This is a genomic window from Ensifer oleiphilus (assembly GCF_013371465.1).
Taxonomy (GTDB): Bacteria; Pseudomonadota; Alphaproteobacteria; order Rhizobiales; family Rhizobiaceae; genus Ensifer; species Ensifer oleiphilus.
Genome location: NZ_JABWDU010000002.1, coordinates 1,212,539 through 1,235,312, shown reverse-complemented (window position 1 = coordinate 1,235,312; position 22,774 = coordinate 1,212,539). Strand labels below are relative to the sequence as shown.

Here is a 22,774-nt window from a genome sequence, read left to right as displayed (position 1 = left end):
GACAAAATTCAGCTGCCATCCACGAGGCTGAGGATATCGTCGACGAGCGCCGAATGGGCGTCGGACAGGTTACCCTCTCCGCCAAGCCCGCCGATGCCTGCCATCTGCAGCGCGTGCTGATCGTAGAGCACATGGTCGAGTTGCTGCGCATCGGCCGTGCCACCGGCCGGAACGGCGATATTGATGGGGTGGAAATATCCGATGCTGACATCGACCATGCTGCCGTTCGAATAGCCGGATCCGCCGCCGCCGGCCATCTGATCGCCGGTGAAGATCGTGTCGGAGGACAGGTTGAAACCGCCACCGGCGCCGCCGATGCCGGCGATCTGCACGCCGCCCTGATCGAAGATGGCGTTGTTGGTCTGGTGGGCCTGGGCGTCGCCGCCCGCAGCGCCGACGGCGATGTTGATCGGCGAAAATACCGCCACGTTGACATCGATCATGTTGCCGATGAACGTGCCGTCGCCACCGTGTCCGGCGAAGTTATCGCCCGTGAAGGTGATGGATGTGTCGTGGTGCGCGGAAGATCCGCCACCCGCAATGTTGTGGTCGCCCCCTCCACCGCCGATGCCGCCGATCTGGGTCGCGCCTTGCAGCATCGCGGCGTTGTTGGTCTGGTTGGCGGTCGCCGTCGAGCCGGGCCCACCCGCGACCGCGGTGTTCACCGGGGCAAAGACGCCCACGTCGGTGCTCACCAGGCTGCCGATGAAGGTGCCGTGCCCGCCGCCGCCGGCATTGCCGCCACCGCTGCCCGCGGCATTGCCGTTGCCGCCATCACCGCCCATGCCGGCCATCTCGGTGACATGCTGATTGATGAGCGCGTCATTGCCCTGTTGCGCGTCCGCAGCCGAATGCGGCCCGGTGATGGCGGCGTTGGAAGGCATGAAGACGGCGAGCGTATTGCTGTCGAGCGTGCCGATGCTCGTTCCATTGCCGCCGCTGCCGGCCGAATTGTGGTCCGGATCGGGAACGAGTTCGAGGGGAAGCCAGGTGGGAACCAGCGCGAGGTGCCCGGCGGCAGCGCTTGCGGCCGTGATCTGATTGGTGTTCGCGTTCGGCGCCGTTTCCGACAAGGGACGAGTTTCCGTCATCGCCGTCTCTCCAATCCACCGTTCAGCGCAGCCCCCCGCAATTTCGCGCAAGGACATGGTTCCGAATTGAACCGCTATTCTGTAGCCAGTTGCGGGAAAAGAAGAGCCTGCAATTCGTCTACGCCCATTTGGGCAGGGTCTAGCCGTTTGGCCGTAGGATCAAGGCTGGTCGCGCCAACCTGATGCAACCCAGAGCGGTTGGCGTCGTGCGGTCATCATTTGTGCATTGAAAAAGAAAGAGCTTATGCACTAATATGCCCCCACGGTTGCACCAGAGGCGCCGCCGACATTTAAGATCAGCAGACAGGCAGAAGAGATCCACGCACCAGCAGACGACTACAGGTGACGCCACAGTGCGTCCGATCGGGAGGGGAAATGGCAGTCAAGAGTGTCATCCGTTTGCATCGATCGATCTGTTTCCTGGCGACCGCGTGTTTGCTGATACCCGAGCCCTACACCTACAACTTTAGCGCCTTTGCACAGGAACAGGCCGCCGCCGATCCCGCGGCCGCGCAGCAGGCGGATGCGGATAGACCGGAGCCGCTCAGCGAGGATGAGCTCGAAGTCCTTGTCGCCCGTATCGCGCTCTATCCCGACGAGTTGGTCGCGCTGATCGCGTCGGCTTCGCTCTTTCCGCTGCAGATCATCGAGGGCGAGCGCTATCTTGATAACCTCAAGAAGAACAAGGACCTGAAGCCAAAGGACACTTGGGACGGCAGCGTCATCTCGCTTCTGAACTATCCCGATATCGTGAAAATGATGAGCGAGGACATCGACTGGACGCAGTCGCTCTCCGACGCGATGGCCTATCAGCAAAAGGACGTGCTGATCGCCATTCAGCAGCTTCGCGACAAGGCGGTCGCCTCAGGCGTTCTGAAGACCGACGACAAGATGAAGATCGTTCAGGAGAACGACAACGTCATCATCCAGGCGGCCAATCCGGAAAAGATCTATGTGCCTCAGTATGAGCCGGAGATGCTCTACGTGCCGGATTATGCACCGGAGCCGCTCTCCTATTATCCCGAGCCCTATCCGAACTACTATTATCCAGCGGCGACGTTCTTTGCAGGCGCTGTGACCGGAGCGGTTTTCGGTGCGATGGTCGATTGGGATGACTGGGGCGTGTGGGGCGGACGCTACGATGGCGACATCGACGTCGACTGCAACAACTGCCTCAACAATATCAACGGCAAGGTCAAGTTCAACGACATCGACTGGAAGAATGTCGATCGCAGCAAGATCAACATCGACAAGAACCAACTCGCCAAGTTCGATCGAACGAACGTGAAGAACAAGCTCGAGGCCAACGGCCACAACAACATCCGCGACAAGGCCAAGGTCACCAGAAGCAACGCAAGCGCGAACCTCCGCCAGAAGGTCGATACCGGCTCCTTCAAGGATCTGAAGGATGTTCGCAGCAACAAGCTCGATGGCGCGAAAAACAGGGCGGGCAATGCGCGGCCGAATGCCGGAGCGGGCAACAGGCAGGCAGCTGCCGCCGGCGCGGCGCAGCGGCCCGGAAACATCTCGAAGCCCGGCGGCGGTTCTGGCGGAAAGATCAACCGGCCGGCGAGCAAGCCGCGTCCGGCAGCAAAAGCCGACAATCGTCCGCGCAAACCGTCAGGTCTCGGCGAAGTGCGTTCCGGCAAGGCGACGCAGATCCAGTCGCGACGCGGCGGCCAGGCTATGGGCGGCGGCGCCCGCAGCGGGAGCAGGCCGCATCGGTCCGTTGGTCAGGGTGGCGGCGGCGGCGGGCGGTCTATGGCCCGGCATAGCGGCGGCGGAGGGGCTCGTCACGGTGGCGGTGGTGGACGTGGTGGCGGTGGACGTCGTCGTTGAGCGCGTGAAACGGGAGGGTATGGTCATGACCAGGTATCATCGTCAGAGCATGATTTTCCGTTCGGGTATCGGGCTCGTGCTGCTCGGCCTGTCGGCCTATGCCGGAGCCACGTTGGCAGCAGAGAGCGAGCCAGCGGAGCTCACGGACTATATCTCACCGACCGATCCTCCCACCTTCGACGACCCCGAGAAGGCGCTTTCGGCTTTCAAGGACGCAGTGAGCTCGGGCGACCTGGGCAAGCTTGCCGCGTTGCTCGGCCTTGATGCTGAAAAACTGAAAACGAGCGAAGGGGTGAAGAATACCTACGAGCAGATCAAGGCAGGTGCTGCCAAAAAGGTCATTTTGAAGGACGCCGGCGATAGCAAGATTATCGAGATCGGTGACGAGCTCTGGCCCTTGCCCTTCCCGATCGCCAAGGAAGAAGACGGCAAGTGGGCTTTCGACACTTATGCGGGGATCGAAGAGATCATCAATCGCCGGGTCGGTGAGAATGAGCTCGAGGCGATCAACACGGTGCGAGCCTATGTGGACGCCCAGGAGGAATACGCGCAGGAAGATCACGACGGGGATGGTGTGTTCGAATATGCCCAGAAGCTGATTTCAAGCGAAGGCAAGACGGATGGTCTCTATTGGCCTGCAGAGCAGGGGGATGGTGACAGTCCCGCAGGCGATCTTTCACAAGCGCAATTGGACAAGGCCAAGGCAAACGAGGGCTACTACGGTTACCGCTTCAAGATCCTGACGCGGCAGGGCGGAAACATCGCCGGCGGCTCTTACGACTATGTCATCAACGGCAATATGATTGCTGGCTTCGGGCTCGTCGCCTGGCCGGTGAAATACGGCGAAACGGGCATCCATACTTTCGTCGTCAATCGCAACGGTATCGTCTATCAGGCCGATCTCGGAGCGGGCACGGATGCGATGGCGCGCGATATCAAGCAGTTCAATCCCAACGACAACTGGACCATTACCGAGGATTGAGCGCTCTTGGGTATCAAGAACAAGGAGCAAGCGGGGAAGGGACAAGCGGCGCCCGCGCCGCGGCGTCCTGATCCTACCGCCAGCGAGTATCTTGCGGCCCACGGAGGGCCGTTTTTCGAGTTGCAACGACGATTTGGGCTGCTGCACGAGCGCTCGCTGAAGACTGGCAGGCGAGCCTTGTTGTTCGTCGGGCTGGCTTGGTTCGTGCCGCTCTTGCTCGGGCTACCGCGCAGTTTTCTCGCGGCTGACACGCCGGGCTCCTATCTCGGTGATCTCGGCGTCTGGGCCCGTTTCGTGGTGGGGATCGGCGCTTTCGTGCTTGCCGAACAGCAGGTCGAGAGAGGGTTGCGCATCAAGCTCGGGCAGTTTCTGAAAGCACCGTTGATTGCCCCCGGTTCGGTTGCTCCCTTCGCCGAGGCGGTCACGACGGCACTGGCTCGACGCGACTCGCGGGTCGCAGAAGCGGTTTGCCTTGTGCTTGCTGTTATCGCCGCGTTGGTGGCCTTTGCCAACACGCACACGGCGACGGTCTCTTCATGGGCCGTTGCGGTTTCGCCCGATGGCAACCGCCTCACCTTGACCGCCTGGTGGATGGTGTTCGTCAGCCAGCCGCTGTTCGTGTTCCTGCTTTTGCGCGGGCTCTGGCGACATTTCGTCTGGGCGCAGCTGTTGCGTCGGATCGCCCGGCTGGAGCTCCGGCTGGTGGCAACCCACCCTGATGGCAATGGCGGGTTGGCTTTTCTTGCAAGCTATCCCAACGCCTATGTCCTTTTCATCTTCGGTATCAGTGCGGCGATCGGTGCGGCGATTGCCAAGCATCTGCTGCAGGAAAGCCTGACGAGCACCACGTTCAGCATCATTGCCGGCGGTTGGCTGGTGGTCGTGCTCGCGCTCTTTGCCTATCCCCTTTCGGCCTTCTCCAAGCCGCTTGCGGAATTGAAGGAGAAGAGCCTGCTGATGCTGGGCACCCAAGCCACACGCTATCAGCGTTTGAACGAGCGCAAGATCCTGGGGACGAACGTTGTGGCGGAGAGTGCCGACGAGGTCCAGCAGCAGGCCGACGACATCGCCGACCCGACGAAACAGTTCGAGACCACGCGCAAGCTGTCGGCGATGCTGTTGAACCGGTCGGCCATCGTGCCTGTTGCGGCGGCTGCGCTTCTGCCGATCGCCGCTGCCGGCGCCACCATTCTTCCCTACAAGGAAGTCTTCTCGGTTCTCAAGAAACTGCTGCTGCTCTAAACACTATCGCGCCGACTGGTCATGGCGCGGCACCGAAGAAGGTGAGGCGGCTGAAGAGCACGTAGCGCGATTCCGACACCATCAGCGCGACGAAGACCAGCACCAGAAGCGGCGGCAGCAGGATGGCGTAGATCAGCGCCAGGCGCTCCCAGGCCATATGCATGAAGACGGCAACGATGAGCCCCGCCTTCAGCATCATGAAGAGCAGGATCAGCGACCACCTGAGATAGCCCTGAAGGCCGACATAATCGACCATGTAGGAAAAAGCGCTGAGCACGAAGAGCAGGCCCCAGACCAGAAGGTAGAGGCCGATCGGGTGCTGTTGGTGTTCTTTGACAGCGGCATGCGCCGGTGCGTCAGTCATGGCCGTTCCTCACCAGAGATAGAAGAATGCGAAGATGAAGACCCAGACGAGGTCGACGAAGTGCCAGTAGAGGCCGGTGATCTCGACGATTTCGTATTGCCCCTTGCGGCTGGTGAAAAAGCCGCGCTTGCCCGTCTCGAAATCGCCGCGCCAGACTTTCCGCGCGATGATCAGGAGGAAGATCACGCCGATCGTCACGTGCGTTCCGTGAAAGCCGGTGATCATGAAGAAGGTGGAGCCGAACTGCGGTGCTCCCCACGGGTTGCCCCAGGGGCGCACGCCTTCCGAAATCAGCTTGGTCCACTCGAAGGCCTGCATGCCGACGAAAGTTGCACCGAAGAGGGCCGTCAGCAGCATCAGCGCGGCCGTCTTGCGCCGATCTCGGCGATAGCCGTAGTTGACCGCCATCGCCATGGTGCCGCTCGATGAAATCAGCACGAAGGTCATGATGGCGATCAGGATCAGCGGTACGTCGGAGCCGCCGATATGCAGCGCGAAGACCTCGCTCGGGTTCGGCCAGGGAACCGCGGTCGACATGCGCGCCGACATGTAGGCAACAAGGAAACAGCCGAAGACGAAGGTGTCGCTGAGCAGAAAGATCCACATCATGGCCTTTCCCCAAGAGACGTTCTTGAAGGTTCGCTGATCCGACGCCCAGTCGGCGGCAAAGCCGGCGAGCCCCGACGGCCGTGGCGAGGGCTCTGCGACAGGGGCGTGTGTCGGCGCGGACATGGGCGGCTCCTAGGTCAAGATTTGCCGGCAGAGATCGATAAAGTCGTTCGCCCAGCCGGAAAATAGAGCAAACAGCACGATCCAGACGGCGAGCATGAAATGCCAATAGGTGGCGCACAGCGTGATCGACAGTGTCGCCTTCGCGTCGATCGGGTCTTTCCGCGTTGCAAGAATGGTGCGGGAAAGCGCGATCAGGCCGCCGATGATGTGCAGGCCGTGCATGCCGGTGATCATGTAGAAGAAGCTGTTGGCCGCGTTGCCGGTGAGCAGGTAGCCGGCATCGGTGAGTTCGCGCCAGGCGAAGACCTGGCCGACGAGGAAGGCGAGACCCAGGGCAAGGGCGGCAATCAGGGCCGTGCGGCTGGCATCGTCGCGGTGACGTTCAGCCGACACCTTGGCGGCATGGAGCATCAGGCTTCCTGACGCGAGCACCGCCGTGTTCAGCCAGAGAAGCTTCGGCATCGGCGTCGACCACCAGTCGGTCGATGCCATGCGCATGAAGTAGGCGCTGATGAAGAGAGTGAACAGCGCGCCGACGACGGCGAGAAAGACGCCGAGGCCGATCTTGGCCGGCTCTATCGGGCGCGGGCCCTGCGGGCGTGTGTCGTGGTGCTGGCCGACCTCCAGCCAGGGCTTCGACAGCATCCGCTGCTGCGACAGCCACCAGCCGGCAATCGCGGCGATGACCGCGAGGAAGATCAGCGTGACGCTCATGTCGCGGTCTCCCGCGTCAGGTTGTCGGGACCGGGCTGGTTCTGCGGGATGAAGTCTTCCGGCGCGCCCGGCACGCTGTAGTCATAGGCCCAGCGATAGACCACCGGCAGTTCCTTGCCCCAGTTGCCGTGGCGCGGCGGTGTTTCCGGCGTCTGCCATTCGAGCGTCGTTGCTCGCCAGGGGTTGCCGCCGGCATCGCGGCCGTGGCGGATGCTCCAGACCAGATTGAAGAGGAAGACGATCTGTACCGCGCCGACGATGAGGGCGACGATGGTGATGAACTCGTTGAGCGTATGGGCGGAGGCCGGCACGAAGGCGGTTTCGCCCATTTCGTAATACCGCCGGGGAACGCCGATCAGGCCGAGATAGTGCATCGGGAAGAAGATCAGGTAGGCGCCAACGAAGGTGACCCAGAAGTGCAGCTGTCCCATCGCCTCGTTGAGCATGCGGCCGGTGACTTTCGGATACCAGTGATAGATGGCGCCGAAGATGACGAGGATGGGCGCCACGCCCATCACCATGTGGAAGTGGGCAACCACGAACATGGTGTCTGAGAGCGGCACGTCGACGACCACATTGCCGAGGAACAAGCCCGTCAGGCCGCCATTGACGAAGGTGACGATGAAGCCGAGCGCAAACAGCATCGGCAGGTTGAGGTGGATATCGCCGCGCCACAGCGTCAGCACCCAATTATAGACCTTGAGCGCTGTCGGCACGGCGATGATCAGCGTCGTGGTGGCGAAGAAGAAGCCGAAATAGGGGTTCATGCCGCTGACATACATGTGGTGCGCCCAGACGACGAAGGAGAGCGCGCCGATCACGACGATCGCCCAAACCATCATGCGGTAGCCGAAGATGTTCTTGCGCGCATGGGTGCTGATGAGATCGGAGACGATACCGAAGGCGGGAAGGGCGACGATGTAGACTTCGGGATGGCCGAAGAACCAGAAGAGATGCTGGAACAGGATCGGGCTGCCGCCGCCATGCTGCAACTGTTCGCCCATCTCGACGATCGCCGGCATGAAGAAGCTGGTGCCGAGCACCCGGTCGAACATCATCATGACGCAGGCGACGAACAGGGCGGGAAAGGCGAGCAGCGCCATGACCGTCGCGGTGAAGATGCCCCAGATGGTCAGCGGCATGCGCATCAGCGTCATGCCGCGGGCGCGGCCCTGGAGCACCGTGACCACGTAATTCAGCCCACCCATGGTGAAGCCGATGATGAAGAGGATGAGCGAGGAGAGCATCAAAAGGATGCCCCAATCCTTGCCGCCGGGTGTGCCCGAGAGCACGGCCTGCGGCGGATAGAGGGTCCAGCCGGCGCCGGTCGGCCCGCCGGGGGCGAAAAAGCTCGAAACCAGCACCAGCACCGCGAGAAGGTAGAGCCAGTAGCTCAGCATGTTGGCATAGGGAAACACCATGTCGCGCGCGCCGAGCATCAGCGGGATCAGGTAGTTGCCGAAGCCGCCGAGAAACAAGGCAGTCAGCAGATAGATCACCATGATCATGCCGTGCATGGTGATGAACTGGTAATAGCGCTCGGCATCGATGAAGGCGAATTGGCCGGGAAAGCCGAGCTGCAGGCGCATCAGCCAGGACAGAACCAGTGCGACCATGCCGATGGCGATGGCGGTCGAGGCATATTGCACGGCGATGATCTTGGCGTCCTGACTGAAGACATAGCGCGTCCACCAGCTATGGGGATGGTAGAGCTCGACATCCTCCACCTCGGCGTGTCCGAGCGCCCCATCTGTGCCTGACCGGATATCGACCATCTAAACTCTCCCAACAATGGCCGTCGGGGCGCCTCCTACCGCGCCGGGGCGGCATTTCCTGCCTGTGCCGTTTCCTTCGTCTGTGCTTTCGCCATCAACTGCGAAAAGGTCTGCTGGCTTGCAAGCCAGGTCTGGTAGTCCTCCGGGCTGTCGACGACGACGGTGCCGCGCATCTGCGGGTGGCCGACGCCGCAAAGCTCGGCGCAGAGCACCTCGAACGTGCCGGTGCGTGTCGGGGTCAGCCAGAAATAGGTGACCATGCCCGGCACCATGTCCATCTTGGCGCGGAACTCCGGCACGTAGAAATCGTGAAGCACGTCGACAGAGCGCAACAGCATCTTGACCGGCTTGCCGATCTCCAGATGCAGTTCTCCACCTTCGATAACGATGTCGTCGAGGGCGGCCGCGTCGTTGCGGTTGAGTCCGAGCGAATTTTCCGGCGAGATGTCGCGCGTCTCCGACGTGCCGAGCTTGCCGTCGGCGCCGGGCAGGCGGAAGCTCCACAGCCATTGCTGGCCGACCACCTCGACCTGGCCGGCGCCGTCGGGAACGGTGACGAACTGGTGCCAGACGAACAGGCCGGGTGTCAGCATCGCCGCGACGCCGAGCGTTGTGCCCGCGGCAAGCCAGCTTTCTAGCTTCGTGTTTTCCGGTTCATAGGCCGCCCGGTTTCCCGGGCGGTGCCGAAAACGGAAGACGCAGTAGGCCATGAACAGGACGACGGCGACGAAGACGACGCCGGTGATCCAGAAGGTGATGATGAGTGTATTGTCTATGTAGTTCCAGTTGGACGCGATCGGCGTCCACCACCACGGGCTCAACAAATGGAACAACACCGATCCGGCGGCCAGCAAAACCAGAATAACCACCACGGCCATTTCTTGTCCCTCCTCGCCGCTTGCGGCTGTGGGCATGAATACGCAATCCGTAGAGTTTCAAATGCAAGTATTGCACGAACGGGAAATACTCGCAATTGACCGTTCGGTGGAGTGCCTTCCGGCACGCCAAACCATTTCGTCTATTGCGAATATTGCTTGAGATAGGCGAGCAGGTTGGAAATATCGCCCTCATCCTTCAGCCCGGGAAACACCATCTTGGTGCCCTTCACCTTCGCCTTCGGATTGTGGAGATAGTCGCGCAACGTCGCCTCGTCCCAGATGAGCCCGCCCTTGCCGGCATCGATCATCGCCGGCGAATACTTGAAGTCGGGATGCGTGCCGGCGGTTCTGCCCAGCACGTGATTGAGCGACGGGCCGACCTTGTTGGTATCGCTGTCGACGATATGACAGATCGCGCATTTCTTGAAAACGGTCGCGCCTGCCTCCGCATCGCCCTCTTGCGAAAGGGCGGCGACGGGACAGAGCAGCGTTGTCGAAAAGGCAAGGGCAACAACAAAGTTTCGCATGACACTTCCTCAATATCGCCGGGCGCGGGGCAAGGAAGGCTATCGTCAATTCATCGTCTGGCGGTACTTGCTTCTCTCAATTGGGCGCCACGGGCGGTTGATACTTGCGACGGGATGACGGTACGCCTCGCCCGGAAGATGTCAATCTCCGGTCTTGGGCGATACCGTCAGGCACCTGTCAGGGCGTGCAATTCCGCCCGCGACCCGGCAATCAGACGCGATTGCCGTCGGCGTCGAAGAAGTGCAGGCGCTCCGGCGGCAACCGTACCGGGATTTCCCCCGATGCCTTGAGGAAGGCGCGGTCGTTGGTGAAGGCCTTGAAAATCGCCTTGCCGAAGGACAGATGCAGGATGATGCCGAAGCCGGTCGGTTCGACAAGATCGACCGTCGCCTTCAATGCATCCGGTGCCGTGGTGCCAATCTCGACATGTTCCGGCCGGATGCCAAGCGTCGCGCTGGCGCCGTCTGCCAGTTCCGCATGCACCTGCGCCGGGATGGTGACGCCACCTTTTGTCTCGAAGCGAGGCGATTGGCCGTTGCGATAGGTGCCTTCGAAGAAGTTCATGCCGGGCGAACCGATGAAGCCGGCAACGAAGAGGTTGGCCGGACGATCATAGAGATCGAGCGGGCTGCCGACCTGCTGGACGAAGCCGCCGTTCATGGCAACGATCCGGTCGGCCAGCGTCATCGCTTCGATCTGGTCGTGGGTGACGTAGATCGAGGTGGCGCCCAGATCCTTGTGCAGCTTCTTGATCTCGGCGCGCATCTGCTCGCGCAGACGCGCGTCGAGGTTCGACAGCGGTTCGTCGAAGAGAAAGGCCTTGGGTTCGCGCACGATGGCGCGGCCCATGGCGACGCGCTGGCGCTGGCCGCCGGAAAGGGCACGCGGGCGGCGCTCCAGCAGCGGATCGAGACCGAGCTTGGACGCAGCGCCCGAGACGACACTGGCGATCTTTTCCTTGGCGACCTTCCGTAGCCTCAGACTGTAGCTCATGTTGTTGGCGACCGACATATGCGGATAGAGCGCATAGGACTGGAACACCATGGCGATGTCGCGGTCCTTCGGCGCCAGTTCGTTGACACGTTTGCCGGCGATACGGATTTCGCCCGAGGTGACGCTTTCAAGGCCGGCGATCATACGCAGCAGGGTGGACTTGCCGCAGCCGGACGGGCCGACCAGCACGACGAATTCGCCGTCGCCGATCTTGAGGTCCACATCGTGCAGGACCGGGTGGATGCCGTAGGATTTACGGATATTGGCGATATCGATGGAAGCCATGGTGGATCCTCAGCCTTTGACCGCGCCGGCCGTCAGGCCCTGGACGAGATAGCGTTGAATGAGCAGGAAGAAGAGGCAGGCCGGGATCAGCGCCAGCACGCCCGCGGCCATCATCTGGCCGAAGTCGACCGAGAATTTTGACACGAAGGACAAAAGCCCGACCGGAAAAGTCGCCTGGTCGTTGCCCGAGATCAGCATCAGCGAAAACAGAAGCTCGCTCCAGGCAGCGGTGAAGACGAAGCCGAGCGTGGCGGCAATGCCTGGAAGCGTCAGCGGCAGGATGATCTGACGGAAGGCCACGAACTGCGTGGCGCCGTCGATCATCGCCGCCTCTTCGAGATCCTTCGGAATGCCGTCGAAGAAGGACTGCATCAGGAAGGTGGCGAACGGCACGTTGAAGGCGGTGTAGACGATGACGAGGCCGGTCAGGCTGTTGGTGAGGCCGAGTGGCGACAGGATCTTGAAGATCGGCGCGACCAGCATGACCAGCGGGAACATCTGCGTCAGCAGCATCAGCGCCACCAGCCAGTATTTGCCGCGAAAATTGAAGCGCGACAGCGCGTAGCCCGAGAGCGAGGCGAGGATGGTGACGATGACGGCGGTCGAGCCCGAGACGATCAGGCTGTTCTTGAAGAAGGTCGGGAAGGCGCTGTGGCGCAGCACGAAATCGAAATGATCGAGGGTCGCGCGCGAGGGCCAGAGACGGATGCCTTCGGAGTAGAGCAGGTCGTTCGGCGTGACTGCGACCTTCAGCAGCCAATAGAGCGGGAAGAGCGCGAAGGCGATATAGGCGAGGATCGCCAGCCGGTGCGCGGTCATAAGGAGGATGGGTTTGGCGCGCATCGGTCTCAATCCTTGCTCAGCAGCCATTGGCGCAGGATGACGATCAGCATGGAGTAGGCGAGCAGCAGTGCGAGAAGCACCAGCGCGATCGCCGAGGCATAACCGAAATCCAGCCGCTTGAAGGCCTGGGTGAAGATGTAGCTGGCGACGATCTGGGTGCGATCGGCCGGCCCGCCATTGGTCATGACGATGATCAGGTCGGCGAAATTCGAGATCCAGACGGTGCGAAGCAGAATGGTGATGGCGATCGTCGGCGCCAGGAAGGGCAGGGTGATCGACAGGAACCGCTGCACAGGGCCGGCGCCGTCGATGCTCGCCGCCTCGTAGAGATCGCGCGGGATCGCCTGGAGGGCGGCAAGCAGGGTGATGGCGAAGAACGGGATGCCCCACCAGACATTGGCGATGATCGGCCCCCACATTGCCAACTGCGGATCGGAGAGGATGTTGGACGGTTCGCTCATGAGCCCAAGCGCATAAAACCAGTGCGGCAGCGGTCCGACGACGGGATTGAACAGCCAGGACCAGTTGAGGCCGGCAAGGAAGCTCGGCACCGCCCAGGGCAGGAAGACGAGCGCCTGGGCGAGACCGCGGCCGTAGAACGGCTTGTCGAGCAGCAGCGCAAGGATGAGACCCAGCAGGAACTGCAGAAAGACCGAGGCTCCGGTCCACCAGAGCGTGTTGCGCAGCGCCCGATAGAAAGCCTGGTCCTGCGACAGCGCCCGGAAGTGATCGAGGCCGATGAAGGCGCCGGAGAACGGATTGAGCAACTGGATATCGCGGAAGGCGTAGGAGACGCCGAGTGCCAGCGGCACCAGCATGACGGTGACGATCAGGATCAGCGCCGGCGCGCTGTAGAGATAGGGTGCGGCGCCATCGGCGATGCGCTTCATCAGCGGCGGCCTGCGTGCGTGCAGGCCGTCTTGGCGGGCGACATAGGCCATCGATCGAAATTTCCCCTGTGCGGCCGCCGGTTCTTTTGACGTGCCTTGTTTTCACGACGTTGGGTGACCGGCGGCGGGGAGGTCCGCCGCCGGTCGACGGCTCACTTCTTGGCGAGGTGCTTCTGCTGCGCCTTGGTGAGGTAATCGGCCCACTGGTTGGCGAGCTCCTCCGGCGTGATGTCGCCGAGCAGGGCCTCCTGCGTCGTCTTGATCGCCAGCGAATCCTTGAAGAAGGCGAATTCCTCGAGGTAGGTCGGCATGACGGTCAGCACCACATCCTTGTCAGCAAGCTCGTCGAACCAGCCCTTGAATTGCGGGCTCGCATAGAAGGGATCCTTCTCGGCGGCCTTGTGCACCGGCAGCGCACCGGTGCGCTTGTTCCACTCGATGTTGCCTTCAGGCCCCTCGAGCGTCTCGATCAGCTTCCAGGAGAGATCCTTGTTCTGGCTTGCCGACAGCATCGACCAACCGGCAAAGCCGATGGTGGTAAACGCCTTGCCGCTCGGGCCCTTGGGCATGGTGGTGACGCCGAAATCTTCCGACTTCATCCGCTCGGCAATGGCGATCAGCGCGTCCGGATCCTGATCGAGGAAGGCGCAGGTGCCGCTATAGAATCCGGCGACGATTTCGTTGAAGCCCCAGTTGACGCTGTCTTTCGGCGCCAGGCCCTTCTTGTAGAGGTCGATCACCCAGGTGAGACCCTTGACCCAGCCTTCGCTGTTCATGGTCGAGGTGCCGTCCTCGTTGAAGAACTTGTTGCTGCCGGCCATCGTGGCGCCGAACATCACCCAGCCGTTGAGACCGCCGGGGCCGCCGCGCAGGCAGTAGCCGGATTTGCCCGGCAGCTTGGAGACCGCTTCCGATGCCTTGACGAAATCGTCCATGGTCTTCGGCGGCTCGCTGACGCCGGCTTCCGACAGCAGCTTCTTGTTGTAGAACATGGCCCGCAGATAGAAGCCGTAAGGCAGCATATAGGCGGTGTTCTTGATATCGCGGCCGAGTTCCAGCGTGCGCTCGGTTAGGCCCGGCGTGTGCTCCCACTTCTCAAGATAGGGCTCGAGGCTTTCGAGCATGCCGTTGTTGGCATAGAGCGAAAGCCAGGTGTCGGGCATTTCCATGACGTCGGGCAGTTCGCCGGCCGAAACCATGGTGGCGAATTTCTGGAATGCTTCGCCCCACGGCAGCGAGATGATCTCGACGGTGGTGCCTGGGTTTGCGGCTTCAAATTTGGCGACGATCGACTTCAGCGTTTCGGTGCGCTCGGGGCTGGTGATGACCTCGACGAGCTTCAGCTTGGTATCAGCCAGTGCGCTTCCTGCCATCAGGGTGGCAAGCAGAGTGGCGGTAATCAGTTTCCTCATTTTTGTTCCCTTTGTTTCTTGATGATTGATCCACATGCAGTGAGCGGGATGCGGCATCCCGCTTCTGTCAGCCTGACGAAGCGGCCGAGATCGCCGCTTCAAGATCGCTCCAGAGGGCCTCCGTTCCCTCCAGGCCGACATGGAGCCGTACGGACCGCGGGGAGATGCCGAAGGCGGCCGCGGAATTGGGTTGGGCTTTCTGTGAGAGCACGACTTCGCCCGGCACGATCAGGCTTTCGTGCCCGCCCCAGGAAACGCCGAGCTTGAACAGGTCGAGGTGATCGGCGAAGCGGCGCACGTCGACGCCCTCGCGGAAGATGAAGGAGAAGAGCCCGGATGTGCCCGCCAGGCCCGGCGGCAGGGTGTTGCCGAGGCCGGGGTGGCAGACGGTCTCGACCAGCGGGTGCGCCTGCAGGCGCTGCGCCACCGTCAGCGCCGAGCGCTCATGCGCCTTCATACGGATCGGCAGGGTGCGCAGGCCGCGGATCAGGAGCCAGGCGTCGAAGGGCGAGAGCTTGCCGCCGAGATAGGGATAGGCTTCCGAGCGGATGCGGCCGATCAGCTCCTTCGAGCCGGCGACCACACCTGCAACGACGTCGCTGTGGCCGCCGAGATATTTCGAGGCCGAATGGATGACGAGATCGACGCCGAGCGCAATCGGCTGCTGGAAGATCGGGCTTGCCCAGCTGTTGTCGATGGCGGTGATGATGCCCTGGTCCTTGGCGAGGCGGGCGAGCGAGGCGACGTCATGGGTGTCCATTACCCAGCTCGTCGGGCTTTCCATGTAGAAGAGCTTGGCGCCGGGCAGAGCCTTGGCAACCGCTTCCTCGTCGCGGCCGTCGACATAGGTCACTTCGATCTTCATACGCTTCAGATGCGTGCCGAAGAGGCGGAAGGCATCGGGATAGACATGGTTGACGGCGACGATGCGGTCGCCCGGCTCGACGAACGAGAGCACGGTGGACGAGATCGCCGACATGCCGCTGGCAAAACCGATCGCGTCCTCCGCCCCTTCGAGCTTCGCCAGCATCTCCTCGAACATGCGCACCGTCGGGTTGAGGCCGCGGGTGTAGATCGGTCGCACGCGTTCGCCCTTGTAGGACGCGACCATGTCGTCATAGTCCTTGAAGGTGAACAGCGAGGTCTGAACGATCGGCGGCACGACGGCATCGAAGGCATTGCCTTCATCGTGCGCGACGATCAAAGAGGCGTGGTCGAACGGATCGAGGCCGTTGTTCATTTGGACATTTCCTTGATGTCTTCCTCGACGATCGCGAGGATTTTCAGCGTTTCTTCGCGAGCAGCGTCCGGATCCTGGGCCGCGATCGCGTTGAAGAGGGTGCGGTGGAACGGGAAAGAGCGGCGGGCGAAATCCGTGCGATCAAAAGGATGGTCCCAGAAGCGCTCGAAGGCCTCGCGCATCTGTTCGAGCAACTGCCGGAACAACGGATTGTGGGTGGCGTCATAGATCGCCAGGTGGAAGGCGAGGTCTTCCGGACCTGACGTGCCCTTGGCGATGTGCACCCGCTCCATCTCGTCGAGTTTTACTTCGATGATCTCGAGGTCTTTGTCAGTGCGTCGGCGTGCGGCGACCATATTGGCCTCGACCTCGATGCCGCGGCGCACCTCGAGCGTCATCAACAGCACGTCGCGAAGATGTCCGGCGTCGAGCGTCAGCGGCATATGGAGGGTGGAGGCGGATATGGCCCGCAGCAGATAAGTGCCGCTGCCCTTGCGCGCCTCGACGACGCCGAGCGCCTGGAAATGACGGATGACCTCGCGCACGGTCGAGCGCCCGACGGCAAGTGCCGTCATCAGTTCGCGCTCCGCCGGCAGGCGATCGCCGGCTTTCAGGCCGGATTGCTGGACATAGTCTGCGAGCGCGGCAATGACCTGCTGTGCCCGATCTGCGGGCGGCAATGGCAGAAGTGCGGCTCTGGCTTGTTCAGTCATTCAGCCTCCCCCTCGGCGCCAAATTGGTCTGACATCTGATCAATATGTCCAAGGGACGGGATGTCGTCAAGCGGGAACTTATAAAGACCCGCATCAGTTGACCTCGCTGCGGGCAGGCGTAGACAGGAGGCAAGGAGCTTGAAGATGATAAAATCGAGATATGTGCTGTTCGCCACGGCAATCATCAGCGCGGCGGTGGTCGTCGGCGATGCGCAGGCACAAATGCGCACCAGGAAGGGGGAATATTACGAAGGCATCCAGCGCAAGCCCTACGGCCACACGTTCTGGATCTGGCCGCCGGCCGAACAGCGCGAGCCGGTCTATGAGCCGCGTCGCGGCAAGGATACGGAGGGCAGTCAATCGCAAAGGGGGCGCAAGCCGCCGACCCGATAGGTGCTCAGTCCTTCACCCAGTTAAGTGGGCTGATGCAGGTGGAAAAGTGGCGCCCGAAGGCGCCACCAATGTCTTATCAGACCTGTGCGACGTGAACGTCACGCGGGAGCGACGACAGCACTTCCGGCCCATCGGCGCGCAGGATGACGATATCCTCGAGCCGGATGCCGAAGCGGCCGGGCAGGTAGATGCCGGGTTCGATCGAAAACACCATGCCTTCCTCCAGAACCGTTTCCGACGTCGCCGTGATGTAAGGCGGCTCGTGGCCGTCGATGCCCATGCCGTGGCCGGTGCGGTGGACGAAGTATTCTCCATAGCCGGCGTCTGCGATCACCTTACGGGCCGCATCGTCGACTTCCTTGGCGAGGACGCCGGGACGAGCGGCTTTTAGCGCCGCCTGGACGGCCCGCTCGACGATCGTGTGGATCTGGCCGTAGCCTTCCGGCGCGCGTCCGACGATCGCCATGCGGGTGATGTCGCTCGGGAAGCCCTGCTTGCGCCCGCCGATGTCGATAACGACGGCGTCGCCTTCGGCAATCACCCGTTCGCTGGCGGAATGGTGCGGGAAGGCGCCATTGCCGCCGGCACCGACGATCCAGAAGGCCGGTGCAGCACCTTCGGACGCGAAATGCGAGCGGATTTCAGCGGCCAGCTCCTTCTCGGTCATACCAGGGCGGATCTTGGAGAACGCCGCCTGCATGGCGCGGTCTGCGATGCCGGCATTCATCTTCAGAAGGTCGTACTCGCTCTTGTCCTTGCGCATGCGCAGAGCGCCGAGCGTTTCCGGCGTGAAGTCGCGGGCGGTGTCAGCGGGCAGATTGTCGATGAGCAGCAGCGCGAAATCGGCACGCATGGTCTCGTCCAGCACGACGCGGCCGGGTGCAGCAGCGCCGACGTCGGCAAGCGCTGCGGTCAGGGCATCGGCCGGGCCGGCATCATCGGCCCAGTTGTGGAAGGCAATGTCTGTGTGCTCGCGCGTGCCTTCGGCGTTGAGCGCCGGCATCAGGAATGCCTCCTTCTCCGGGCCGATCAGCAGCAGGCAGGGGCGTTCGTCGGGATGCGGATGATAGCCGATAAGCCAATCCATGTGCGATCCGGGTGCAAGTGCCACCAGCCCGCTCCCGGTTTCGTTCATCTTGGCGCGCAGGGCGGCGAAGCGTGCTTTCGTCAGTTCTTTCATGGCGTTTCCAGTTCTGGTTCTGGCGGGGTTAGGGCAGGTGAGAGGCCGCGCACCGCTCTCGTGTTCGGGCGTCGATCGACGCGCGGCGGTCGCCGGGCCAAAGGCGCCCGAGCGAAAGGCTGGTGATCTGGAGGGCGCAATCGCCGATCGGATTGCGCTGCCGACTTCGGCGAGACTATCCGGCGCCTTTGCCGGGACTTGCCGCGGCACTGCGGCGATCCTCAGCGCGCGTCACCGCGAAAGCGCCTTCGGGCGTTTGTGTTGTCTGGGCGTCGCCGAAGACATCCATCGTGCAGGTGTGCAGGATCACGGTCGGTTCGCTGGTATGGTTCCAGGTGAGGTGGGTCAGGCCCGACAGGAAATGGGCGGAATCGCCTGTTTCAAGGACTGTTTCTTCGCCGTCGATCTCGATCGTCAGGGCGCCCTGAAGGATGAAGAACATCTCCTCGCCCTCATGGGTCATCGCCTCGCTGCGGTGACCGGGCGGCGTGTGCACCACTGTGCTGCGCAGAATGCTGCCGGGAAAGGACGCGGACAGGCGTTCGTAGGCGATGTTGCTCTCCGGCGACCCGGCAAGCGCATAGGCGCGGCGCTGGTCATGGCGCGTAAAAGGCGAGGATACTCGGGGGGAATTGAGGAAGGTTCCGACCTCGACCTTCAGCACGCGGCAGACCGCAACAAGCGAGGTCAGCGAGGGTACGGTGATGCCGCGCTCGATTTGCGATATGAAACCAACGGAAAAATCCGCCTGATCCGCGACGTCCTTGAGCGTCAGCTTCAAAGCCTTGCGACGCTGGCGCAGGCGATCGCCGAGCGGCGGAAGCTCAGATACAGGATTGTCTGACCGAGACTGCGAATCCACTGCGAAATCCCCTCTCATCCCGCGCCCTCTTTTTCGGGGAGGATCTCCTGCGTGGGCGCGCGACCATGCCCGGAAATCGCTAGGGATTTCAGGATGATGCGCTTGCATTTTCTGGACTTTGGGACGGCGTTCGCGCCTTGTCAACGAAAATTTTAGCTACACTAAAATTCACCGATCCAAGCCTGCATTGCCGTCAGGCAGCCAGCTTCAAGAGGCGTGCAACGGCCTGTTGGTCGAAGCCGCCAATGCCCTCGCGAATGTCGGCTGCGATGGCGTCGGCAACGGCGTCCTCGTCGCGGCGGCGCAGGGCGTCGATCGCCTCGCGATGGCGGTCGACGACATAGAGTTCGCTGACATGCTCCATGGCGATGCCGAGGATCGGGCCCAGTTGCAGCCAGACGCTTTCGATCAGCGGCATGACGATCTGATCGGGATTGGCGGTATAGATCGTCCGGTGGAAAGCCTGGTTGGCGATCAGGGCTGCGACCTGGTCGCCGCGGAGGATTTCGTCCTCGATGCTGTCATCGATCGCCGAGATCCGTTCGATCTGGCGTTCGGTGAGATGGGCAACGGCGCGGCGGGCGGCGTGGCTTTCGAGAGCGATGCGCAGCGATATCAACTCCTCGAAGCGCGCGGGCGTGATGCGCGGCACGACGATGCGGCGGTTTTCGAGGAATTGCAGCGCGCCAATGGAGGTTAGTTGCCGCAGGGCCTCGCGCACCGGCGTCGGGCTGCTTTCCAGCGCTTCGGCAAGTCCCCGGATCGTCACCGAGGTGCCGGGGCGGAAGCTGCCGACCATGATCGCCTGGCGAAGCCGGGCAAAGGCATAGTCATGCGTGGTCATGCCTTCCGGTCGGTCGAGAAGAGGCAGCGATGGGGTCTTCAAATCAGCGGGCTCCTTTGCCGCACGGGGAAGGGTCGCGGGCTGATAGCATCCGTCGAGGTTGACTCCAACTTCTAAATTATGTCAACTTTACGAAAATGTGATCACAAAATGAGATTTGCGATATGTCCCTCGACGCGGAAGACCCGAGCGCCTTCAAGGCCTGGCTGGAGCAGAACGGCCCTATCGAAAGCATCCAGGCGGTGGTCTGCGATCTGAACGGCATCATGCGGGGCAAGCGGGTGCCGGTGGAGCAGGCCTCCAAGGTGCTTGGCGGCGGCATCCGCATGCCGCTGTCGATCGTCGGCGTCGACGTATGGGGCGAGGACATCATCAACAGCGAGCAGGTGTTTGCGAGCGGTGACCGGGATGGCATCTGCGCCGTTACCGGTCGCGGCGCTCTGCCGGTCAACTGGACCTCGCGGCCGAGCGCTCTGGTGCCGCTCTGGCTCCTGCTCGAGGACGGCAAGCCGTTTCTCGCCGATCCGCGCCAGGCGCTGGCGGCGATCGTGCGCGAATACGAGGAATTGGGCTTGCGCCCGGTGGTCGCCACTGAAATGGAATTCTATTTGATCGATCCGGAGCCCGACAGCGCGGTGCCGCCGATCTCGCCCTATACCGGCAAACGGCTCGATTCCGACGCGATCCTGTCGATCGACGAACTCGACGATTTCGGCGAGTTCTTCTCCGACGTCTACAAGGAATGCGCCCGGCAGAACGTGCCGGCGGACGCGGCGATCGCCGAGAACGGCATCGGCCAGTTCGAGATCAATCTGCTGCATACGGATGATCCCCTGAAGGCGGCGGATGACGCGATCTTCTTCAAGCGTATCGTCAAGGGGGTCGCCCGCAAGCATGGGCTGGCGGCAACCTTCATGGCCAAGCCCTACGGAACGCGCTCGGGCAACGGCATGCACATTCACTTCAGCCTGCTCGACGCCGAAGGCAACAACGTGTTCAACGACGGCAGCGACGAGGGATCGGCGGTCCTGAAGAACGCCGTCGCAGGCTTGCTGCGCGGCATGCCGGAAACGACGCTGCTGTTTGCGCCGCATTTCAACTCCTATCGCCGGCTGCGGCCGGATACGCATGCGCCGACGGCCGTGTGCTGGGGCTATGAAAACCGTACGTCGGCGATCCGTATTCCCGGCGGCAATCCGGCAGCGCGGCGTATCGAGCACCGCGTGGCTGGCGCCGACGCCAATCCCTATCTCGTCATCGCCGCGATCCTCGGCGCGGCGCTCGTCGGCATCCGCAACAAGTGGAAACCCTCGGCGCCGGTGACGGGCCGGGCCTATGCGGCGGAGAAACTGCCCAAAATTCCCGCTGATTGGGGGCAGGCGGTCGATGCCTTCGAGGCAGGGCCGATTGCCGCCGAGATCTTCGATCCCGTGCTGCGCTCGATGCTGATCGCCTGCAAGCGGCAGGAGATCGCCGGGTTTGCCGAGCAGGTCACGGATTATGAATTCAGCGCCTACCTGGAAATCGTATGATGACGAGACACCAAAAATCCTATGCCGGCGACGGCAGCTACCCCACAAGCTACTACGCCGCCTCCCGCAACATCATTCGCACGCCGGTTTCGCTGAAAGGTCGCGTCGAGACCGATATCTGCGTGGTCGGAGCCGGCTATTCCGGCCTGTCGACGGCAATCCACCTTGCCGAGAAGGGCTACAAGGTCGTCGTCGTCGAGGGCGCGCAGGTCGGCTGGGGCGCATCGGGGCGCAATGGCGGCCAGGTGGTCAACGGTCTCAACGCCAGCCTTGCCACCATCCAGCGCCGTTACGGCGAGGATGCGGCAAGCTTCGTCGGCGGGTTGGTGCAGGAGGGCGGCAAGATCATCCGGCGGCTCGTCAGCCAGTATCAGATCGACTGCGACCTGAAGCCCGGCAATATCTATGCGGCCTATACGCCGGCGCATATGAAGGAGCTGGAAGCCAAGCAGGCGCTTTGGCGCAAATACGGCATGGATGATCATCAGCTTCTCGACCGCGACGCGCTCAGAAAGCTGGTGAATTCGGATGCCTATTGCGGCGGCATGCTGGATACGACCGGTGGCCATATGCATCCGCTCAATCTCGTGCTCGGCGAGGCGCGCGCGCTCGAAAGCCTCGGTGGCACGATCTATGAACAGTCACCGGTCACGCGCGTCGACCATGAGGCGACCAAGCCCACCGTCTACACCGCCGATGGCGAAGTGTCGGCGCGAACAGTCGTTCTCTGCGGCAACGCCTATCTCGGCGATGCGGTGCCGAAGCTCGTCTCGCGCGTCATGCCGGTCTCAACCCAGATGATCACGACGGCGCCGCTCGGCGAGGAACTTGCGCATTCTCTGATCCCCAGCGACATGTGCGTCGAGGACGTGCGCTACATCCTCGATTATTTCAGGCTGTCGGCCGACAAGCGCATGATCTTCGGCGGCGGTACCGTTTATGGCGGCACGGATCCGGCAGATGTCGTCGCCAAGCTTAAGCCCAATCTGGAAAAGGTCTTCCCGAGGCTTAAAGGCGTGAAGATCGACTATGCCTGGAGCGGCAATTTTGCACTCTCGTTCACCCGCGTGCCGCAGATGGGCCGCATCGGGACGAACACCTATTTCGCCCACGGCTATAGCGGCCACGGGGTGACGGGATCTCACCTGTTCGGGCGTACGCTCGCCGAGGCGATCGACGGCGACGCGGCGCGCTTCGACGTGTTCGAGAAGCTGCCCTGGTATCCGTTCCCTGGCGGGCGGATGTTCCGCGCACAGTACTCGACGATCGGCTCCTGGTGGTATTCCTTCAAGGATGCCGTCGGCTGGTAAAGCCGGGTTGAGATTATTTTCATTTTCCGGGAACAAAAAGGCGGCAGGGATCGTTTCCTGTCGCCCGAAGATATGTCCGCATCGTTCGGGCTTCCCTTCTTGTGCAGAACGGCATGTCGCGATTGAAATCAG

22 protein-coding genes are annotated in these 22,774 nt (G+C 62.2%); 6 read left to right on the top strand and 16 right to left on the bottom strand.

Features of this window, described 5'->3' with window-relative positions:
• Positions 1–8 precede the first annotated feature (8 nt).
• Positions 9–1,091 (bottom strand): hypothetical protein, encoded by a 1,083-nt coding sequence (locus HT585_RS12705; protein WP_176353214.1) that lies wholly within the window; start codon positions 1,089–1,091, stop codon positions 9–11.
• 375 nt (positions 1,092–1,466) lie between these two features.
• Between HT585_RS12705 and HT585_RS12700 the strand changes: the two genes are divergently transcribed.
• The 3 genes from HT585_RS12700 to HT585_RS12690 all read left to right on the top strand — a co-directional run bounded on the left by HT585_RS12700 (position 1,467) and on the right by HT585_RS12690 (position 5,154).
• Complete coding sequence (locus HT585_RS12700; protein WP_176353213.1) at positions 1,467–2,930, top strand: DUF3300 domain-containing protein; 1,464 nt, start codon at positions 1,467–1,469, stop codon at positions 2,928–2,930.
• 25 nt (positions 2,931–2,955) lie between these two features.
• Entirely contained in the window at positions 2,956–3,912 is a 957-nt protein-coding gene (locus tag HT585_RS12695; protein ID WP_176353212.1) for a DUF2950 domain-containing protein, read from the top strand.
• A gap of 120 nt (positions 3,913–4,032) precedes the next feature.
• Positions 4,033–5,154 carry a hypothetical protein gene (locus HT585_RS12690; RefSeq protein WP_176353211.1) on the top strand — a complete coding sequence of 374 codons (1,122 nt, stop codon included), beginning with the start codon at positions 4,033–4,035 and terminating at the stop codon, positions 5,152–5,154.
• A 19-nt stretch (positions 5,155–5,173) separates the two neighbouring features.
• Here HT585_RS12690 and HT585_RS12685 read toward each other — a convergent pair whose 3' ends face one another.
• From HT585_RS12685 to HT585_RS12630, 12 genes are all read right to left on the bottom strand, one after another.
• Positions 5,174–5,518, bottom strand: coding sequence for a cytochrome C oxidase subunit IV family protein (locus HT585_RS12685; RefSeq protein ID WP_176353210.1), 345 nt, complete (start codon positions 5,516–5,518; stop codon positions 5,174–5,176).
• Between the two features lie 9 nt (positions 5,519–5,527).
• Positions 5,528–6,250 (bottom strand): heme-copper oxidase subunit III family protein, encoded by a 723-nt coding sequence (locus HT585_RS12680; RefSeq protein WP_176353209.1) that lies wholly within the window; start codon positions 6,248–6,250, stop codon positions 5,528–5,530.
• 9 nt (positions 6,251–6,259) lie between these two features.
• A complete protein-coding gene (locus tag HT585_RS12675; RefSeq protein WP_176353208.1) occupies positions 6,260–6,964 on the bottom strand; it encodes a cytochrome c oxidase subunit 3 in 705 nt (234 codons plus the stop codon).
• Positions 6,961–8,739 carry a cytochrome c oxidase subunit I gene (gene ctaD / locus HT585_RS12670; protein ID WP_176353207.1) on the bottom strand — a complete coding sequence of 593 codons (1,779 nt, stop codon included), beginning with the start codon at positions 8,737–8,739 and terminating at the stop codon, positions 6,961–6,963. The genes HT585_RS12675 and ctaD overlap by 4 nt, the downstream gene beginning before the upstream one ends.
• Before the next feature lie 35 nt (positions 8,740–8,774).
• Complete coding sequence (locus tag HT585_RS12665; protein ID WP_176353206.1) at positions 8,775–9,617, bottom strand: cytochrome c oxidase subunit II; 843 nt, start codon at positions 9,615–9,617, stop codon at positions 8,775–8,777.
• Between the two features lie 140 nt (positions 9,618–9,757).
• Positions 9,758–10,144 carry a c-type cytochrome gene (locus HT585_RS12660; protein ID WP_176353205.1) on the bottom strand — a complete coding sequence of 129 codons (387 nt, stop codon included), beginning with the start codon at positions 10,142–10,144 and terminating at the stop codon, positions 9,758–9,760.
• Positions 10,145–10,355: 211 nt separating this feature from the next.
• A complete protein-coding gene (locus HT585_RS12655; RefSeq protein ID WP_176353204.1) occupies positions 10,356–11,423 on the bottom strand; it encodes an ABC transporter ATP-binding protein in 1,068 nt (355 codons plus the stop codon).
• A 9-nt stretch (positions 11,424–11,432) separates the two neighbouring features.
• Entirely contained in the window at positions 11,433–12,266 is an 834-nt protein-coding gene (locus tag HT585_RS12650) for a carbohydrate ABC transporter permease (RefSeq protein WP_176353203.1), read from the bottom strand.
• Between the two features lie 5 nt (positions 12,267–12,271).
• Positions 12,272–13,207, bottom strand: coding sequence for a carbohydrate ABC transporter permease (locus tag HT585_RS12645; protein ID WP_176353202.1), 936 nt, complete (start codon positions 13,205–13,207; stop codon positions 12,272–12,274).
• Between the two features lie 101 nt (positions 13,208–13,308).
• The gene (locus HT585_RS12640; protein WP_176353201.1) at positions 13,309–14,568 is read right to left on the bottom strand and encodes an ABC transporter substrate-binding protein; all 1,260 of its coding nucleotides are present in this window, start codon (positions 14,566–14,568) and stop codon (positions 13,309–13,311) included.
• Between the two features lie 67 nt (positions 14,569–14,635).
• A complete protein-coding gene (locus HT585_RS12635; protein WP_176353200.1) occupies positions 14,636–15,808 on the bottom strand; it encodes a PLP-dependent transferase in 1,173 nt (390 codons plus the stop codon).
• Positions 15,805–16,521 (bottom strand): FadR/GntR family transcriptional regulator, encoded by a 717-nt coding sequence (locus HT585_RS12630; protein WP_176353199.1) that lies wholly within the window; start codon positions 16,519–16,521, stop codon positions 15,805–15,807. The genes HT585_RS12635 and HT585_RS12630 overlap by 4 nt, the downstream gene beginning before the upstream one ends.
• Positions 16,522–16,665: 144 nt before the next feature.
• Here HT585_RS12630 and HT585_RS12625 point away from each other — a divergent pair, with 144 nt between their 5' ends.
• Positions 16,666–16,914 carry a hypothetical protein gene (locus HT585_RS12625; protein ID WP_176353198.1) on the top strand — a complete coding sequence of 83 codons (249 nt, stop codon included), beginning with the start codon at positions 16,666–16,668 and terminating at the stop codon, positions 16,912–16,914.
• A gap of 76 nt (positions 16,915–16,990) precedes the next feature.
• On the opposite strand, the gene HT585_RS12620 is transcribed toward HT585_RS12625, so the two are convergent.
• From HT585_RS12620 to HT585_RS12610, 3 genes are all read right to left on the bottom strand, one after another.
• Positions 16,991–18,094 carry a M24 family metallopeptidase gene (locus HT585_RS12620; protein ID WP_176353197.1) on the bottom strand — a complete coding sequence of 368 codons (1,104 nt, stop codon included), beginning with the start codon at positions 18,092–18,094 and terminating at the stop codon, positions 16,991–16,993.
• Between the two features lie 175 nt (positions 18,095–18,269).
• Positions 18,270–18,956 (bottom strand): helix-turn-helix domain-containing protein, encoded by a 687-nt coding sequence (locus HT585_RS12615; protein ID WP_210270375.1) that lies wholly within the window; start codon positions 18,954–18,956, stop codon positions 18,270–18,272.
• Between the two features lie 193 nt (positions 18,957–19,149).
• Positions 19,150–19,842: a GntR family transcriptional regulator gene (locus tag HT585_RS12610; RefSeq protein ID WP_176353195.1), complete on the bottom strand. Its 693-nt coding sequence runs from the start codon at positions 19,840–19,842 to the stop codon at positions 19,150–19,152.
• 122 nt (positions 19,843–19,964) lie between these two features.
• Between HT585_RS12610 and HT585_RS12605 the strand changes: the two genes are divergently transcribed.
• Together HT585_RS12605 and HT585_RS12600 are read left to right on the top strand one after the other, a co-directional pair.
• Positions 19,965–21,332 carry a glutamine synthetase family protein gene (locus tag HT585_RS12605; protein WP_176353194.1) on the top strand — a complete coding sequence of 456 codons (1,368 nt, stop codon included), beginning with the start codon at positions 19,965–19,967 and terminating at the stop codon, positions 21,330–21,332.
• Positions 21,329–22,642, top strand: coding sequence for an NAD(P)/FAD-dependent oxidoreductase (locus HT585_RS12600; protein ID WP_176353193.1), 1,314 nt, complete (start codon positions 21,329–21,331; stop codon positions 22,640–22,642). The genes HT585_RS12605 and HT585_RS12600 overlap by 4 nt, the downstream gene beginning before the upstream one ends.
• Positions 22,643–22,774: the final 132 nt, after the last annotated feature.